Source organism: Streptomyces sp. NTD107 (assembly GCF_059510435.1).
The window spans coordinates 101,872-115,806 of record NZ_JCAJZV010000011.1 but is presented as its reverse complement, the minus strand read 5'-3'; the positions used below and the strand labels follow the sequence as shown (position 1 = coordinate 115,806).

13 protein-coding genes are annotated in these 13,935 nt (G+C 71.6%); 7 read left to right on the top strand and 6 right to left on the bottom strand.

Features of this window, described 5'->3' with window-relative positions; all coding sequences use genetic code 11:
• Positions 1-39: 39 nt before the first annotated feature.
• Complete coding sequence (locus AC5WRL_RS21395) at positions 40-1,296, bottom strand: M6 family metalloprotease domain-containing protein (RefSeq protein WP_496090231.1); 1,257 nt, start codon at positions 1,294-1,296, stop codon at positions 40-42.
• A gap of 406 nt (positions 1,297-1,702) precedes the next feature.
• On the opposite strand from AC5WRL_RS21395, the gene AC5WRL_RS21390 reads away from it, so the two are divergent.
• Positions 1,703-2,716, top strand: coding sequence for a sigma-70 family RNA polymerase sigma factor (locus AC5WRL_RS21390; protein ID WP_496090230.1), 1,014 nt, complete (start codon positions 1,703-1,705; stop codon positions 2,714-2,716).
• A gap of 68 nt (positions 2,717-2,784) precedes the next feature.
• Here the strand turns inward: AC5WRL_RS21390 and AC5WRL_RS21385 are convergent, their stop codons facing one another.
• The gene (locus AC5WRL_RS21385) at positions 2,785-3,183 is read right to left on the bottom strand and encodes an NUDIX hydrolase (RefSeq protein ID WP_496090297.1); all 399 of its coding nucleotides are present in this window, start codon (positions 3,181-3,183) and stop codon (positions 2,785-2,787) included.
• Between the two features lie 46 nt (positions 3,184-3,229).
• Here AC5WRL_RS21385 and AC5WRL_RS21380 point away from each other — a divergent pair, with 46 nt between their 5' ends.
• Entirely contained in the window at positions 3,230-3,745 is a 516-nt protein-coding gene (locus AC5WRL_RS21380; protein WP_496090229.1) for a hypothetical protein, read from the top strand.
• 27 nt (positions 3,746-3,772) lie between these two features.
• Here AC5WRL_RS21380 and dgoD read toward each other — a convergent pair whose 3' ends face one another.
• The 3 genes from dgoD to AC5WRL_RS21365 are packed head-to-tail and all read right to left on the bottom strand — an operon-like array spanning position 3,773 to position 6,928.
• Positions 3,773-4,918, bottom strand: a complete 1,146-nt coding sequence (gene dgoD / locus AC5WRL_RS21375) for a galactonate dehydratase (protein WP_496090228.1) — start codon at positions 4,916-4,918, stop codon at positions 3,773-3,775.
• Between the two features lie 37 nt (positions 4,919-4,955).
• Positions 4,956-5,687 (bottom strand): SDR family NAD(P)-dependent oxidoreductase, encoded by a 732-nt coding sequence (locus AC5WRL_RS21370; protein ID WP_496090227.1) that lies wholly within the window; start codon positions 5,685-5,687, stop codon positions 4,956-4,958.
• Entirely contained in the window at positions 5,684-6,928 is a 1,245-nt protein-coding gene (locus AC5WRL_RS21365; protein WP_496090226.1) for an ROK family transcriptional regulator, read from the bottom strand. Before AC5WRL_RS21365 ends, AC5WRL_RS21370 begins: the two co-directional genes overlap by 4 nt.
• Before the next feature lie 128 nt (positions 6,929-7,056).
• Between AC5WRL_RS21365 and AC5WRL_RS21360 the strand changes: the two genes are divergently transcribed.
• From AC5WRL_RS21360 to AC5WRL_RS21340, 5 genes are all read left to right on the top strand, one after another.
• Complete coding sequence (locus tag AC5WRL_RS21360) at positions 7,057-8,397, top strand: extracellular solute-binding protein (RefSeq protein ID WP_496090225.1); 1,341 nt, start codon at positions 7,057-7,059, stop codon at positions 8,395-8,397.
• The gene (locus tag AC5WRL_RS21355; RefSeq protein ID WP_496090224.1) at positions 8,394-9,302 is read left to right on the top strand and encodes a carbohydrate ABC transporter permease; all 909 of its coding nucleotides are present in this window, start codon (positions 8,394-8,396) and stop codon (positions 9,300-9,302) included. Before AC5WRL_RS21360 ends, AC5WRL_RS21355 begins: the two co-directional genes overlap by 4 nt.
• A complete protein-coding gene (locus tag AC5WRL_RS21350; protein ID WP_496090223.1) occupies positions 9,299-10,126 on the top strand; it encodes a carbohydrate ABC transporter permease in 828 nt (275 codons plus the stop codon). Before AC5WRL_RS21355 ends, AC5WRL_RS21350 begins: the two co-directional genes overlap by 4 nt.
• Before the next feature lie 13 nt (positions 10,127-10,139).
• Positions 10,140-11,675, top strand: a complete 1,536-nt coding sequence (locus AC5WRL_RS21345; protein ID WP_496090222.1) for a glycosyl hydrolase family 28 protein — start codon at positions 10,140-10,142, stop codon at positions 11,673-11,675.
• A gap of 142 nt (positions 11,676-11,817) precedes the next feature.
• On the top strand, positions 11,818-12,540 hold the full coding sequence (locus AC5WRL_RS21340) for a FadR/GntR family transcriptional regulator (RefSeq protein ID WP_496090221.1): 723 nt from the start codon (positions 11,818-11,820) through the stop codon (positions 12,538-12,540).
• On the opposite strand, the gene AC5WRL_RS21335 is transcribed toward AC5WRL_RS21340, so the two are convergent.
• Positions 12,522-13,838 carry an L-fuconate dehydratase gene (locus AC5WRL_RS21335; RefSeq protein WP_496090296.1) on the bottom strand — a complete coding sequence of 439 codons (1,317 nt, stop codon included), beginning with the start codon at positions 13,836-13,838 and terminating at the stop codon, positions 12,522-12,524. The genes AC5WRL_RS21340 and AC5WRL_RS21335 overlap by 19 nt on opposite strands.
• Positions 13,839-13,935 lie beyond the last annotated feature (97 nt).

Genomic DNA, 13,935 nt, shown 5'->3' with positions numbered 1-13,935 from the left:
CTGCTCGCCGAACTTACCCCGGGTGGTGCCCCCGGGTCATCACCAGCGGGTGACGCGTACCTGGTGGGAGCCGTCGGGGTGGGCGGCCAGGACCTCGATACGGATCCGGGCGGCGTCGTCGGTGAAGGTCTCGCCGGGGATGAAGGGGGCGTCGGTCAGCTCGGCGGTCACCTGGGGGTCGGGGCGGTCCTGGCAGCCGGCGGATCCGGGGGTGGCGTCCACCACCCGGACCGGGCCGCGGCCGGTGGGGACGGCGGCGTCCACCCGGGAGACGAGGACGCCGGGGCGGCACACGACGCGGTCGAGTTCGCCGCGGGTGCGTACCTCGACGGCGATCGCCTCGCTGGCGCCCGTGCGCAGGGCGAGCAGCTTGACGCCGGGGGTGGGGTCGGCGAGGGGCCGCAGCAGGTAGTCGGTGGTGCTTCCGTCGCCGGGGACGCACACCACCTCGTCGGGCAGCAGCCAGCCCAGCTTCCACTTGTGCCAGGCGAGGAAGTCGTTGGTGGGGCCCCAGTCCTGTTCCATCACGTCCCAGTGGCCGGCCAGCAGCGGGGCGGTGTCCTGGCCGGTCCAGTACAGGTCGGGGAGGCCGAAGGCGTGGCCGTTCTCGTGCACCAGGACCCGGTAGGGGCTCTCGCCCGGCTGGCGGCTCCAGATGAAGCTCACGTTGGCGAGCGGCCCGGTGGGGGTCCCCGCGAGCGGGCGGCCGGGGAAGGAGACGGACAGCACCTTCTCGGTGGCGGGCGGCCCGGCGTTGGGGGCGGCCAGCACATTGACGAGGTCGTACCCGGAGAAGTCGAGACCGTCCTGGTCGAGGGCGGCGACGATCTCCTTCAGCAGCCGGTTGTAGCCCTGCGGATCGTCCGGGTGCCAGCCGGCGCCGCGGTCTATGCCGTACTCCTCGAACGGCTGGGACATCCGCAGCCAGCGGTGTACGGGCTCGGCCCGGTAGCTGAGCCGCCCGTAGGAGCTGGTGGCGAAGTAGTCGCTGGTGGCGGGGAAGAACTCGGCGTACCGCTGCTGGGTGGTGCCGCGCGCCTCGGCGCCGGGGAAGTCGATGAAGACGGTGAGCGCGGTGATGTCCCCGGTGGTGGGGGTGAACCCGGGCGAGGTGGGCATGCCGACGCTGAGCCCTTCGTGCTCGGCGGGTGCGCAGGAGCCGTCCACGGCGGCGGCGGCGCGCAGCACGTGGTGCGGGAGTACGGAGGCCGTGCCCGGCGTTGAGCCGAGTACCAGGGTCAGGGCCCCGCCGATGGCGGTGCAGGCTCGCCGGGGGCGGCCGGGTATGTGGGGCATCTCGCTTCTCGCCCTTCTCCGCCGCCGCGGCCTCCCGGGGTGCGGGGGGTGGCGGTGGCGGTCCGGTCGGGGTGGAGGCCGGTTGGGAATCCACCCTCGATCGGCGAAAGGGGGGCCGCGCGCCGAGTGACGCATCCGGGTGGTGGGCACTCGCGCAACCATCGGAGGACGCCGTTCGTCTTCACAGGCGTGGGGGTGAGGTTCGAGTGGGGTACGAGTGGGCGCGGCGGCTTGGCGTGGGCGGGCAGGATACTGCATCGCCAGAAAAAGATGCGCCGCTTGGGAATTCTGTCCGGATTCCCGTCGTTGATTCGTTACGGACGCGGGAGGCGAGGGGGCATCCCAGGCGTCCGGGTTGACCAGCGCGTCAATCGAACAGCATTCGATCACTCGCAAGGGAGCACGTATGGCAACCCGTGCCGTCGCCCGACGTAAGGACACCGTGGAGGGTGCCGAATCGACGGGCAGTGTCCGGTCCAGTGCAGGCGGCGATGTCACCGAGCGCGACCTCGTGGGCATGTACCTCGATGAGATAGCCCGCACCCCGCTGCTCGACGCGGCGAAGGAGGTCGAGCTGTCCCTCGCGATCGAAGCGGGGCTGTTCGCCGAGCACCTGCTGAACGGCGACGAACCGCCGGTGACCAAGGGTCCGGTCGCGGACATCACCCGTGAGGAGCTGGCGGCGATCGTGGCCGCCGGCGAACGCGCCAAGGACGTCTTCATCCGCTCCAACCTGCGCCTGGTGGTCGCCGTCGCACGGCGCTACCCGCGCAGCGGGCTGCCGCTGCTCGACCTGATCCAGGAGGGCAACGCCGGCCTGGTGCGGGCGGTGGAGAAGTTCGACTACAGCAAGGGCTTCAAGTTCTCCACCTACGCGACCTGGTGGATCCGGCAGGCCATCACCCGCTCCATCGCCGACCAGTCGCGCACCATCCGGCTGCCCGTCCACCTGGTGGAGGAGCTGGGCCGGATCCGGCGCGTCCAGCGGGAGTTCAACCGCGAACAGGGCCGCGAGCCGGAGCCGCAGGAGGTGGCGGCCGAGCTGGGCTCCACCCCGGAGCGGGTCCAGGACGTCCTGGACTGGGCGCGCGACCCGGTCTCGCTGAACATGTCGGTCGACGACGAGGGCGAGACCCAGTTCGGCGACCTGCTGGAGGACACCTCGGCGGCCTCGCCGGAGCAGTCCGTGCTGGTGATGCTGCGCCGCGAGGGCCTGGAGGACCTGATCGGCCGCCTGGACCAGCGCACCGCGGCCATCATCCGGGCCCGCTACGGGATCGAGGACGGCCGCGAACGCACCCTGACGGAGGTCGGCAAGCAGCACGGCCTCACCCGCGAGCGCATCCGCCAGATAGAGAAGCACGCGCTGCTGGAGCTGAAGAAGATGGCCAGCGACTCGGGCTTCGACGCGGCGGCGTAACTCGGGTTCGAAACGGTACGAGGCCCCCGGCGGCAGCACCGCCGGGGGCCTCGCCGTACCGCCGTTCGTCAGTGGAGGTCGCCGGCCCGGTGGAGGTGGTCGAAGATCAGCCGCACCGCCGGGGAGACCCGCTCGCGGTCGGCGTAGCCGAGCCAGAGCAGTTCCTCGATCTCGCTGCTCGGGGCGAGGGTGCCCCGGTAGTCGGCGGTGTAGCAGGTCAACCGGACCGTGACCCCGGAGTCCTTGCCGTGCGCCCGCGCCTCGAACGTACCGGCGTGCGCCGCGCTGCCCGGGTCGATGTCCACCGTCAGCTCCTCCCGGATCTCCCGCACCAGCGTCTCGATGTCGCTCTCCCCCGGCTCACGCTTGCCGCCCGGGACATAACAGGTGTCCTTGCCCCGGGACCGGGCCGCCAGAATCTTCCCGTCCGCCAGCCGCAGCCAGGCGACCTTGTCGATCAGGGTCATCACGTTCCAACTCTCATGCGTTTCAGCGGGGCGGGGGACGACAGCGATGATGTCAGGGCCACAGCGGCGAACCCCCGGCCGGGCCGTCCGCGGCCGGCCCGTGGCCGCCCTGGACGGCTGGACGGGAGCCACCACACGCCGGGGCGACCTGCGCTTCGCGGCCTCGGGCGAGTGGCATGCCGGTGCGCCGGCGGCCTTCGCGGCGGACCTGCACTACGCGTGGCAGCCGCCCCAGGGAGTGGTGCGGATCTCGCCCGGGGCCGTTGGTCTGCACGAGGTGGCGGACGAAGAGGTCGCCGTTCGGCGGTGGGTCGCGTTCCGGATCTCGCTGGTGACGGGGGCGGATCCGTCGGTCCTTGCGGCTCGGGACGAGGTGGCGAGAAGGGTGGACGTCCGTCTCGAAGACCTCTCCGCCGACGCGCTGTGGGCCGTCTCGGGGCTGGCCGAAGAGGCAGCACATCCGCTGCCGCCCGGCGGAGTTCCCGGGTTCCTGGCCCCGGACGCTTCCTATGGACGGGGGGCGTCCGGAGTGCCCCGCGCCGCCCCGCCGGGCACCGGCTGAGCCCGGGGCAGTGCCTCCTGCGCGGGCTCACCATTCGGCGAACGCGCCGTCGTCGTGGCGCCAGATCTGGTTGCGCCAGCTGTGGCCGCTGCGGGCGGCCTCGCGTACCGCCTTCTCGTCGATGTCGATGCCCAGGCCGGGCGCGGTGGGCACCGCGAGGTGCCCGTCGCGCAGGGTGAAGGGGGCGGTGTCCACCAGGTAGGACAGCAGCGGGTTGTCCCGGTCCTGGTGGATGTTCAGGCTCTGCTCCTGGATGAGGAAGTTGGGGGTCGCCGCGTCGATCTGGAGGCTGGCGGCCAGGGCGATCGGCCCGAGCGGGCAGTGCGGGGCGAGCGCCACCCCGTACGCCTCGGCCGCCGCCGCGATCCGCCGCACCTCGGAGATGCCGCCGGCGTGCGAGAGGTCGGGCTGGGCGACGGCGATGCCGGTGGGCAGGACGTCGCGGAAGTCCCAGCGGGAGTAGAGGCGTTCGCCGGTGGCGATGGGTACGGAGGTGGCGGCGGTGACGGCGGCCAGGTCGCGGGAGAGTTCGGGGACCAACGGCTCCTCGGCGAACAGCGGCTGGAGCGGTTCGAGCAGCGGCAGCACCCGGCGGGCCATGGCGGCGGAGAACCGGCCGTGCAGGTCCACCGCGATGTCCACGCCGGTACCGACCGCCTCGCGCAGTTCCGTCAGCCGGTCCACCACGGCGGCTGCGGCGGCTGGGGTGTCGATGGCGCGCAGTTGGTCGCCCGCCGTGCATTTCACGGCGGTGTAGCCCTCGGCCGCGGTGGCGCGGCCGGCTTCCGCCAGTGTCATGCCGGGTTCACCGTGGATCCAGCTGTAGACGCGGATCCGGTCGCGGACCGGGCCGCCCAGCAGTTGGTGCACGGGGACGCCCAGCGCCTTGCCCTTGATGTCCCACAGCGCCTGGTCGATGCCGGCCAGGGCGCTGGAGAGCACCGGGCCGCCCCGGTAGAAGCCGCCCTTGGCGAGGACCTGCCAGTGGTCCTCGATCCGGTACGGGTCGGCGCCGATGAGCCGCTCGGACATTTCGGCGACGGCGGTGGCGACCGTTCCTGCCCGGCCTTCCACGATGGGCTCGCCCCAGCCGGCGATGCCGCTGTCGGTCTCGATCCGGACGAACAGCCAGCGCGGGGGCAGGAGGAAGGTCTCCACCCGGGCGATTCTCATGGTGGCGGGGCCTTTCTGAGTCGTGGTCAGGGGGTGGTCAGCGGTGCCGGATGCTCCAGCCGCCGTCCACCGGGAGCACGGCCCCGGTGATGAACGCGGCCTCGGCGGAGGCGAGGAAGGCCACGGCGGCGGCCACCTCGTCCGCGGTGCCGAAGCGGCCGAGTGCGGTGCGTTCGGCCTCCTCCCGCATCGCGTCCTGCGGGGTGTGGTCCCACTGCGGGGTGGTGACGGGGCCGGGGGCGACGGCGTTGACCCGCAGCGCCGGGCCGTATTCGACGGCGAGCTGCCGTACCAGGGCCTCAAGTCCGCCCTTGGCGGCGGCGTAGGCGGGGAAGCCCGGCACCCCGGCCCGGGCGTGCACGGAGGAGACCGCGACGACCGTGCCGCGCGCCGCCAGCAGGGGCTCGGCGAAGGCGCGCACTCCCAGATAGGTGGCTTTGAGGCAGACGTCGGTGATCCGGTCGAAGTCCGCTTCGGGCAGTTCGTGGGCGGGGGCGACGCGCAGCGCGTAGGCGTTGGAGACCAGGATGTCCAGCCGCCGGTGGGTGGCCAGCAGGGAGTCGGCCAGGCGCTGCCAGTCGGTGGCGGAGGCGACGTCGCAGTCGTGGTGCTCGCCGCCGATCGCTGCGGCGGTGGCGCGGCCGGCCGCCTGGTCGGTGTCGGCGACGACGACCTGGGCGCCCTCGGCGGCGAGGCGGGCGGCGCAGGCGGCGCCGATGCCTTTGGCACCGCCGGTGACCAGGGCGACCTTGCCGGTGAAGCGGCTCATGGGGTGGTCTCCTCGGGCTGCGGGCGGGGGCGTTCGCCGATCCGGTTGAGGGCGGCGGCCAGTTCGGGGGTCTCGCCGAGCATCAGGGCGGCGCCGCCCAGCGCGCCGGAGCGGGCGCCGGGTTCCAGTTCGGCGGGCCGGATCGTCACCTCTCGTACCAGTGACAGCGCGTACCGGCGGATCGCGGTACGCATCGGGTCCAGCAACACGTCGCCGGCGAGGGAGAGTTCGCCGCCGACCACGATCCGTTCCGGGTTGAGGAGGTTGCACAGGTTGGCCAGTACCCGCCCGGTGGTGGCCCCGGCGTCGGCGAACACCCCCTGTACGGCGCGGTCCCCGGCGGCGCAGCGGCGCAGCACTTCGGGCAGCGTCGCCTTCTCGCCCAGCACCGGACGCAGCGCGCCGAGTACGGCGGGCAGTCCGGCGTACAGCGCGAGGCAGCCCCGGTTGCCGCAGCGGCAGGGCGGGCCTTCGATGCTGACGGAGACGTGGCCGAGTTCGCCGGCGGCGCCGACGGAGCCCCGGTAGAGCCGGCCGTCCAGGATGAGCCCGGAGCCGATGCCGCTGGAGAGCCCGAAGTACAGCAGGTCGGGTACGCCGCGCCCGGCGCCCCAGCGGGCCTCGGCGACCGCTTCCAGCCGGGTGTTGTTCTCGATGGCGACGTGCAGGCCGAGCCGGCGGGCGAATTCCTCGGCGGCGTGGACGTGGGCCCAGGGCTGGCCCGGCAGGGAGACGCCGACGACCCCGGTGGCGCTGTGGATCGGCCCGGGCACGCCGATGCCGGCGCCCAGCACGCTCTCCCGGCCGCGCCCGGCGTCCGCGAGCAGCCGGTCGAGCAGCGCGGCGCCGACCGCGATGCGTTCGCGCGGGGTCAGGCCCGGGTCGAGCGGGGCGCCGGCGCCGCCGATCTCGCGGGCGGAGAGGTCGGCGAGGTGGACCCACACGCTGTCGTGGGTGTAGTTGAGCCCGGCGACGGCGGCGGCGCCGGGGTTGACGGCGAGCAGGTCGCCGGCCCGGCCGTCGCCGCTGTGCTCCGTTCCGGCGGGCGGGGGTTCGGCGATGGTGAGCAGTCCACGGGCGAGCAGCCGGCCGACCAGGGTGGACACGGTGGTGCGGGACAGTTCGGCCCGGCGGGCGAGTGCGGCCCGGTGCAGCGGGCCCTCGCGCAGCAGCAGGGAGAGCAGCCGTTCTTCGTTCGCCCGGCGCAACGTCTTCAGTGATCCGCCGGTCTTCGTACTCATGTCGGTGACGATACCCGCCCGTTTCGAAAGTATGTCAAGACTCTTGACACACATCCCCTGTCGGGCAGATGCTCCCCCTCAATTCCGCGCGGTCTTGCGCTGAAATGTTGAAAGGTGGTGCGGTCATCATGCGTTCCGGCAAGGGCGCCGCCATGAACCGACGCCGATTCCTGTCCCTCGCCGCCGCCACCACGGCCGCCGCCACGGCCTCCGGATGCGCGCTGCGGGTGGCCACTTCGGGGCGCGGCCGGTACGAGGTCACCGTGATGAGCACGGTCGCCGACTTCCCGGCCCACCTCGTCGAAGCGGCGGCGGACGAACTCGACATCAAGGTCACCCTGGTCCCCTACGACGTGACCCGGCTGACCGCGATGATGGCCGGCGGCAAACCCCCCGACCTGGTACGCGGCCTGGGCGCCCTGGACACCCCCTACCTCGTCTCCCGCCAGGTGGCCGAGAACCTGGACCCGTACTTCGCCGGCAGCTCCGTCCTGCGCGTGGACGATCTCGACCCGGTCAACGACCTGTGGCGCTACGACGGCCGGCTGCAAGGCGCCGGCCCCCGGTACGGCATGGTCAAGGACTACTCCCAGGACGGGATGTTCTGGTACAACACCGAACTCTTCGACGCGGCCGGCGTCCCGTACCCCTCCGACACCGAACCTCTCAGCCACGCCGACTGGCTGGAACTCGGCCGCCGGCTGACCGACCGCCAGGGCGCCCGTACCCAGGTGTACGGGATGAGCGCCAACGGCCTCGGCCACCTCAGCAACCTCATGAGCATCACCGCCACCGCCGGCGGCCGGATCTTCACCGACGACTTCGGCGCCGTCGACTTCTCCGGCCCCGAGGCCCGCGCCGCCCTCACCTGGTACATCGACTACGCCCGCGCCCAGGTCGGCCCCACCCTCATCAACCCCATCCAGGACAACTGGGACTGGCCCACCTACCAGGCCGGCCGGATGGCCATGGCGAACGACGGCTACTGGTTCGGCGGCGCCATGGCCGGCACCCCCACCGGCGCCGCCTCCCGGCTCGCCCCCGCCCCGCAGTTCGGCGGCGGCCCCCGGATCAGCGCCTGCCAGGGCGGCACCGGGCTGTGGATGCCGAAGGCCGGCCGCAACAAGGAACAGGCGTGGCGGCTCTTCGAGTGGTACCTCGGCGGGCCCCCGGCCGCCGAGCGGGCCGGCGCCGGCTGGGGCATCCCGCCGCTCGCCTCGCTGCGCGCGCTGATGCCCGACGCCGAGCCGCACCAGCGCCAGGCCCTCGCCGTACAGAACGCCGAACTCCCCTACTACGCGGTGCTGCCCTTCACCCCCTACGTCCGCTCCGCCACCCTCGACGCCACCATGACCCAGGTGCTGCCCGCCGCCATGCGCGGCGAACTGCCCACCGGCGCGCTCGCCGATGAGCTGACCGAGCGGATGAACCACCAACTGGACCTCGGAAAAAGGCTGGTGGCGCCATGATGCCGCGACAGACCAGAGCCTTCTATCTGTTCATCACCCCCTGGCTGGCCGGCTTGATCCTGCTCACCGCCTTCCCGCTCGGATACGCGCTGTGGCTGAGCTTCACCAACTTCGACGGGATATCCCCGCACTGGAGCTACGTCGGGCTCGACAACTACCGCGAGGTGCTCACCGACCCGGTGACCCGCGGCTCCCTGGTACGCACCGGGCTGTTCGCCGCGCTCTCCGTGCCGCTGTCGATCGCCGCCGGGCTGGCGCTGGCGGTGCTGGTCAACCGGCCGCTGCGCGGGCGCGCCCTCTTCCGCACCCTGCTCTATCTCCCGGCGGTGGTCCCGCCGGTCGGCGCGGCGCTCACCTTCAAGATGTTCTTCGACCAGAACTCCGGGGCCGCCAACGGCATCCTGGACGGGCTCGGGCTGTCCCCCATCAGCTGGCTGACCGACCCGTACGCCCGCTATGTGCTGATCGTCGCCGTGCTGTGGGGCGTCGGCAACATCATGATCATCTCGCTGGCGGGGCTCCAGGACGTGCCCCGCGAACTGGGCGAGGCCGCCCGGGTCGACGGGGCGAGCCGCTGGCAGTCCTTCTCCCGGATCACCCTCCCGCTGCTGACCCCGGTGCTGCTCTTCCAGACCGTCACCGGGGTCATCGGGGCGCTGCAAACCTTCCTCCCGCTGCTGCTGGCCGCCGACGCCACCCCGGCCGGGGTCACCACCGTCCCCGAAGGCAACTACCTCTACATGATCAACGTGTTCGCCCAGTACTTCGCCTTCGGCCGCTTCGGGTACGCCTCGGCGCTGCTGTGGGTGCTGTTCGCGGTGATCCTGGCCGTCACCGGCCTCATCTTCAAGGCCACCGCGGGCGCGGTGTTCTACACCGTCGAACCGGAGGCGAAGAAGCGATGACCACGTTCTCCCTCAAGCGGCTCGCCCTGTACGTGGTGCTGGTGAGCATCACCGGGCTGCTGCTCGGCCCGTTCGGCTGGCTGATCCTCACCGCGCTCAAGTCCCCCGCCGAACTGGCCGCGCTGCCCATCCACTGGCTCCCGGAGAAGTTCTCGCTCGGCACCTTCCGCGAGGCGCTCACCAGCGTCGACTACCTCGGGTACGCCCGCAACTCCCTGATCATCGCCACCCTCTACACGGTGCTGGCCACCCTCAGCTCGGCGCTGGCCGGCTACGCCTTCGCCCGCCTGGCGGCCCCGGGGAAGAAGGCGGCGTTCGGGCTGCTGCTGTCCACCATGATGCTGCCGTCCGTCATCACCCTCATCCCCACCTATCTGCTGTTCGCCAAGCTGCACATGGTGGACACCTACTGGCCGTGGGTGCTGTGGGGGCTGTCCGGCACGCCGTATCTCATCTTCCTCTTCCGGCAGTTCTTCGCCGCCCTCCCCAAGGAGCTGGAGGAGGCGGCCATCCTGGACGGCTGCGGGTACGGCCGGATCTTCTGGCGGATCTTCCTCCCGCAGTCCTGGCCGGTGATCGCGGCCGGCTCGATCATCGCCTTCACCTGGACCTGGGGCGACTTCATCGCCCCGGCGCTGCTGCTGTCCACCGACCGCACCACCCTCGCGGTCGCGCTCAACACGGTCTATGTCAACGAGACCGGCCTGCCCATCACCAACCTCGTCGCGGCGGGAGCCGTGATGTACGTCCTGCCGGTGCTCGCCCTCTTCCTCTTCGCCCAGCGCGGTTTCCTCGCCGGTGCCGCCACCAGCGGCCTCAAGTAAAGGACGTACCCCCATGACTCCTCCCCTCAGCCGCCGCGCCCTCCTCCAGGCGGCGGGCGCGACGGCGGCGGCCGGCGCGGTGACGGCCAACGCCCCGGCAGCGGCCACGGCGGGCGCGGCGGGCGCGGCCGGCCGCCCGGCACGTCTGGTCACCTACCCCCGCCCGGCCGGCGCCCCGGTGAACGACTCCTTCACCATCCGGGTACGCACCCCGGGCGGCCCATGGCAGCGGGTGGACCCGTACCTCGCGCTGCTCAACCTGGTGGACACCACCACCGGCGCCGGCCTGCAACAGCGCTCCACCATGGCGTACTTCGACTTCACCGGCACGGTGGAGGTGGCGATCACCCGTACCACCGGCACCATCGCCGAGGCCAGAATCCGTCCCGACTCGCTCGGCCTCAGCGGCGACGTACGGCGCGACGGCACCCTGCGGCTCACCCTGGACCGGCCCCGTAACCTGGTGATCCAGACCGGCGCGGACGAGATCTTCGACTGCGTGCACCTGTTCGCGGGGGCCGTCGAGGCCGGCGCCCCCGACCCGGGCGCCGCCGATGTGATCCACTTCGGCCCCGGCCGGCACACCACCCCCGACGGCACCCTGACCGTGCCGTCCGGCGGCACCGTCCATCTGGCGGGCGGCGCCGTGCTCGCCGCCCGGGTGATCTTCAAGGACGTGGAGCACGCCCGGCTCACCGGCCGCGGCGTCATCCACGCCGCGCCCGGCGGCGGCGTCACGATCGAGGGCTCCCGGCACATCACGGTGGAGGGCGTCACCTTCCTCAACCCGGACGGCTACGCGGTCACCGTCGGGGAGTCGGAGGATGTGACCATCACCGGGGTGCGCGCCTTCAGCGCCAAGGGCTGGGGGGACGGCATCGACATCTTCTCCAGCTCCCGGGTCACCATCACCGGCGCCTTCCTGCGCACCTCCGACGACTGCGTGGCGATCTACACCCACCGCTGGGACTACTACGGCGACACCCGCGACATCACGGTGGCCGACTCCACCCTGTGGGCGGACGTGGCGCACCCCATCAATGTGGGCACCCACGGGAACACCGCCGCCCCCGAGATCATCGAACGGCTCACCTTCCGCAACCTCGACATCTGCGACCACCGCGAACCGCAGATGCTCTACCAGGGCTGCGTCGCGCTCAACCCGGCGGACAGCAACCTGCCGCGCGACGTCACGCTGGAGGACATCCGGGTGGAGGACTTCCGGCAGGGGCAACTGCTCAACATGCGGGTGATGTTCAACGAGAAGTACAACACCTCGGCCGGGCGCGGCATCGAGAACGTCTACATCAAGAACCTCAGCTACACCGGCCGCAACGCCAACCCCATGATCCTCACCGGCTACGACGAGACCCGCGTCATCACGGACATCACCTTCGAGAATCTGACCGTCAACGGCACGGTCATCGCCGACAGCATGCGCAAGCCGGGCTGGTTCCTGACCTCCGATCTGGTCCCGATGCACGCCAACGAACACGTGAAGAACCTGCGTTTCCTCACCACGGCGGAGGCCGCCGCCGAGCGGGGCTGAACGGCGTCGTCGGGACCCCTGGTCCGGGACGGTGACCACACGGCGCGATCATCGGATGTTCAAGCCCGCGAAGGCAGGGTCCACCCCCCGCGATGCCTCCTCGGAGCCGATTCATCCGATGAATGCGCTGTAGGGTTGGCGCGTGACCGACAGTGATGAGGGGCCCCGCTCCCGGACCGACGTGGTGGTCGACGGCGTCAAGCACATGATCATGAACGGGGAGCTGGCCGCCGGCGCCCGGCTCCCCGTGGAGAAGGACCTCGCCGCCCGGCTCGGCGTCTCCCGCGGTTCCCTGCGCGAAGGCGTCCGCGCCCTCACCCTCACCGGCGTGCTGGAGACCCGCCAGGGCGACGGGACGTACGTCACCGCCCTGGACCCGCGCAGTCTGCTCAGCCCGATGGGCTTCCTCGCCGACCTGCACCGCCCCGAGAACGTCGCCGAACTCCAGTCGGTCCGCCGGGTGCTGGAGGTCGAGGCCGCCGGCCGCGCCGCCCTGCGGATCACCGACGCCGAGCTGGAGCGGGCCGAGCAGATCCTGGCGGCGATCGACGAACGCATCCACGACCCGGGCGCCGGGTCCCACGAGGCCGCGATGGAGGCGGACATCGCCTTCCACCGGGTGATCGCCAGGGCCGGCGCCAACGCGACCCTCGAAGCGCTGATCGAGGCGCTGGCCGGGCGCACCGTACGGGCCAGGCTGTGGCGCTCCATCAACGAGAAGGGCGCCGAGCAGGCCGCCCACCACGAGCACCGGGCGATCCTGCGGGCGCTGCGCTCGCGCGACCCGGAGGCCGCCCGGCTGCGGATGGGCGTCCATCTGCTGGCGGTCGAGCAGTACCTGGCCGATCAGGACCCGGCGCTCTGAGCCGCCGCCCAGTACGCCCCGTCCGGATAGGTGTACGTGGCCAGGCTCTCCTCGTGCATCCGGGCGCTGTAGCCGGGCCGGGCCGGCAGCACGTACGCCCCGTTCCGTACCACGCACGGGTCGGTGAAGTGCTCGTGCAGATGGTCGACATACTCGGTGACCCGGCCCTCCAGTGAGCCGGAGACGGCGACGTAGTCGAAGACCGACAGATGCTGGACGAGCTCGCACAGCCCGACGCCGCCCGCGTGCGGGCAGACCGGCACCCCGAACTTCTTCGCCATCAGATAGACGGCGATGACCTCGTTCACACTGGCCAGCCGGGCCGCGTCCAGCTGGCAGAAGTCGATCGCTCCGGCCTGGAACATCTGCTTGAACAGCACCCGGTTCATGCCGTGTTCGCCGGTGGCCACCCCGATCGGGGCGACCGCCTCGCGGATGGCGGCGTGGCCGAGGATGTCGTCGGGGCTGGTGGGCTCCTCGATCCACAGCGGCTTGAACTCGGCGAGCGCGCCCACCCATGCGATGGCCTGCGGTACGTCCCACACCTGGTTGGCGTCGATCATCAGCTGGGCGTCCTCGTACCCGATGACCTCGCGGGCGATCCGCAGCCGCCGGACGTCATCCGCCAGGTTCGCCCCGACCTTGAGCTTGATGTGCCGGTAGCCGGAGTCCACCGCCTCCTGGCAGAGCCGGCGCAGCTTGTCGTCGGAGTAGCCGAGCCAGCCGGCGCTGGTGGTGTAGCAGGGGTAGCCGGTGCCGGCCAGCTCGGCAATGCGCTGGTGGCGGGTGGGGGCGAGTTCGGCGAGCAGGCCGATGGCTTCGTCCCGGGTGAGCACATCGGAGAGATAGGTCAGATCGGCGACATCGACGAGCTGGGCCGGGGTCATGTCGGTGAGCAGCCGCCACAGCGGCTTGCCGGCGGCGCGGGCGGCGAGGTCCCACACGGCGTTCATGACGGCGGCGAGCGCGAGGTGTTCGACACCCTTGTCCGGGCCGAGCCAGCGTAGTTGCGCGTCCGACTTCAGATGCCGGTACGTACCCCCGAGGTCGCCGGCCACCTCCGCCAGGGTCATCCCGACCAGCGGTCGTCCGCGCAACCGGGCGGCGAGCACACAGATGTCATTGCCGCGCCCGATGGTGAAGGTGAACCCGTGGCCGGACAGCTCGGGGTCATCGGTCCTGATGACGACGTAGGCGGCCGAGTAGTCGCCGTCCTTGTTCATGGCATCGGAGCCGTCCATGCTCAGGGAGGTCGGGAACCGGACGTCGATCGCGTCGACGCTGACGATGGTGATCATCATTTCTCCACGCTCGGGGGACGGATCAAGCCGGAGCATAGATCCGATGATCAACCCCTACAAGGGAGATCGTCCCGCCACAAATGGGGAAACCTCT

Excerpts from the sequence above, each read along its gene's own strand:
- AC5WRL_RS21395 (WP_496090231.1), bottom strand. The coding sequence starts at position 1,296 with ATGCCCCACATACCCGGCCGCCCCCGGCGAGCCTGCACCGCCATCGGC.
- AC5WRL_RS21390 (WP_496090230.1), top strand. The coding sequence starts at position 1,703 with ATGGCAACCCGTGCCGTCGCCCGACGTAAGGACACCGTGGAGGGTGCC.
- AC5WRL_RS21385 (WP_496090297.1), bottom strand. The coding sequence starts at position 3,183 with ATGACCCTGATCGACAAGGTCGCCTGGCTGCGGCTGGCGGACGGGAAG.
- AC5WRL_RS21380 (WP_496090229.1), top strand. The coding sequence starts at position 3,230 with ATGATGTCAGGGCCACAGCGGCGAACCCCCGGCCGGGCCGTCCGCGGC.
- dgoD (WP_496090228.1), bottom strand. The coding sequence starts at position 4,918 with ATGAGAATCGCCCGGGTGGAGACCTTCCTCCTGCCCCCGCGCTGGCTG.
- AC5WRL_RS21370 (WP_496090227.1), bottom strand. The coding sequence starts at position 5,687 with ATGAGCCGCTTCACCGGCAAGGTCGCCCTGGTCACCGGCGGTGCCAAA.
- AC5WRL_RS21365 (WP_496090226.1), bottom strand. The coding sequence starts at position 6,928 with ATGAGTACGAAGACCGGCGGATCACTGAAGACGTTGCGCCGGGCGAAC.
- AC5WRL_RS21360 (WP_496090225.1), top strand. The coding sequence starts at position 7,057 with ATGCGTTCCGGCAAGGGCGCCGCCATGAACCGACGCCGATTCCTGTCC.
- AC5WRL_RS21355 (WP_496090224.1), top strand. The coding sequence starts at position 8,394 with ATGATGCCGCGACAGACCAGAGCCTTCTATCTGTTCATCACCCCCTGG.
- AC5WRL_RS21350 (WP_496090223.1), top strand. The coding sequence starts at position 9,299 with ATGACCACGTTCTCCCTCAAGCGGCTCGCCCTGTACGTGGTGCTGGTG.
- AC5WRL_RS21345 (WP_496090222.1), top strand. The coding sequence starts at position 10,140 with ATGACTCCTCCCCTCAGCCGCCGCGCCCTCCTCCAGGCGGCGGGCGCG.
- AC5WRL_RS21335 (WP_496090296.1), bottom strand. The coding sequence starts at position 13,838 with ATGATCACCATCGTCAGCGTCGACGCGATCGACGTCCGGTTCCCGACC.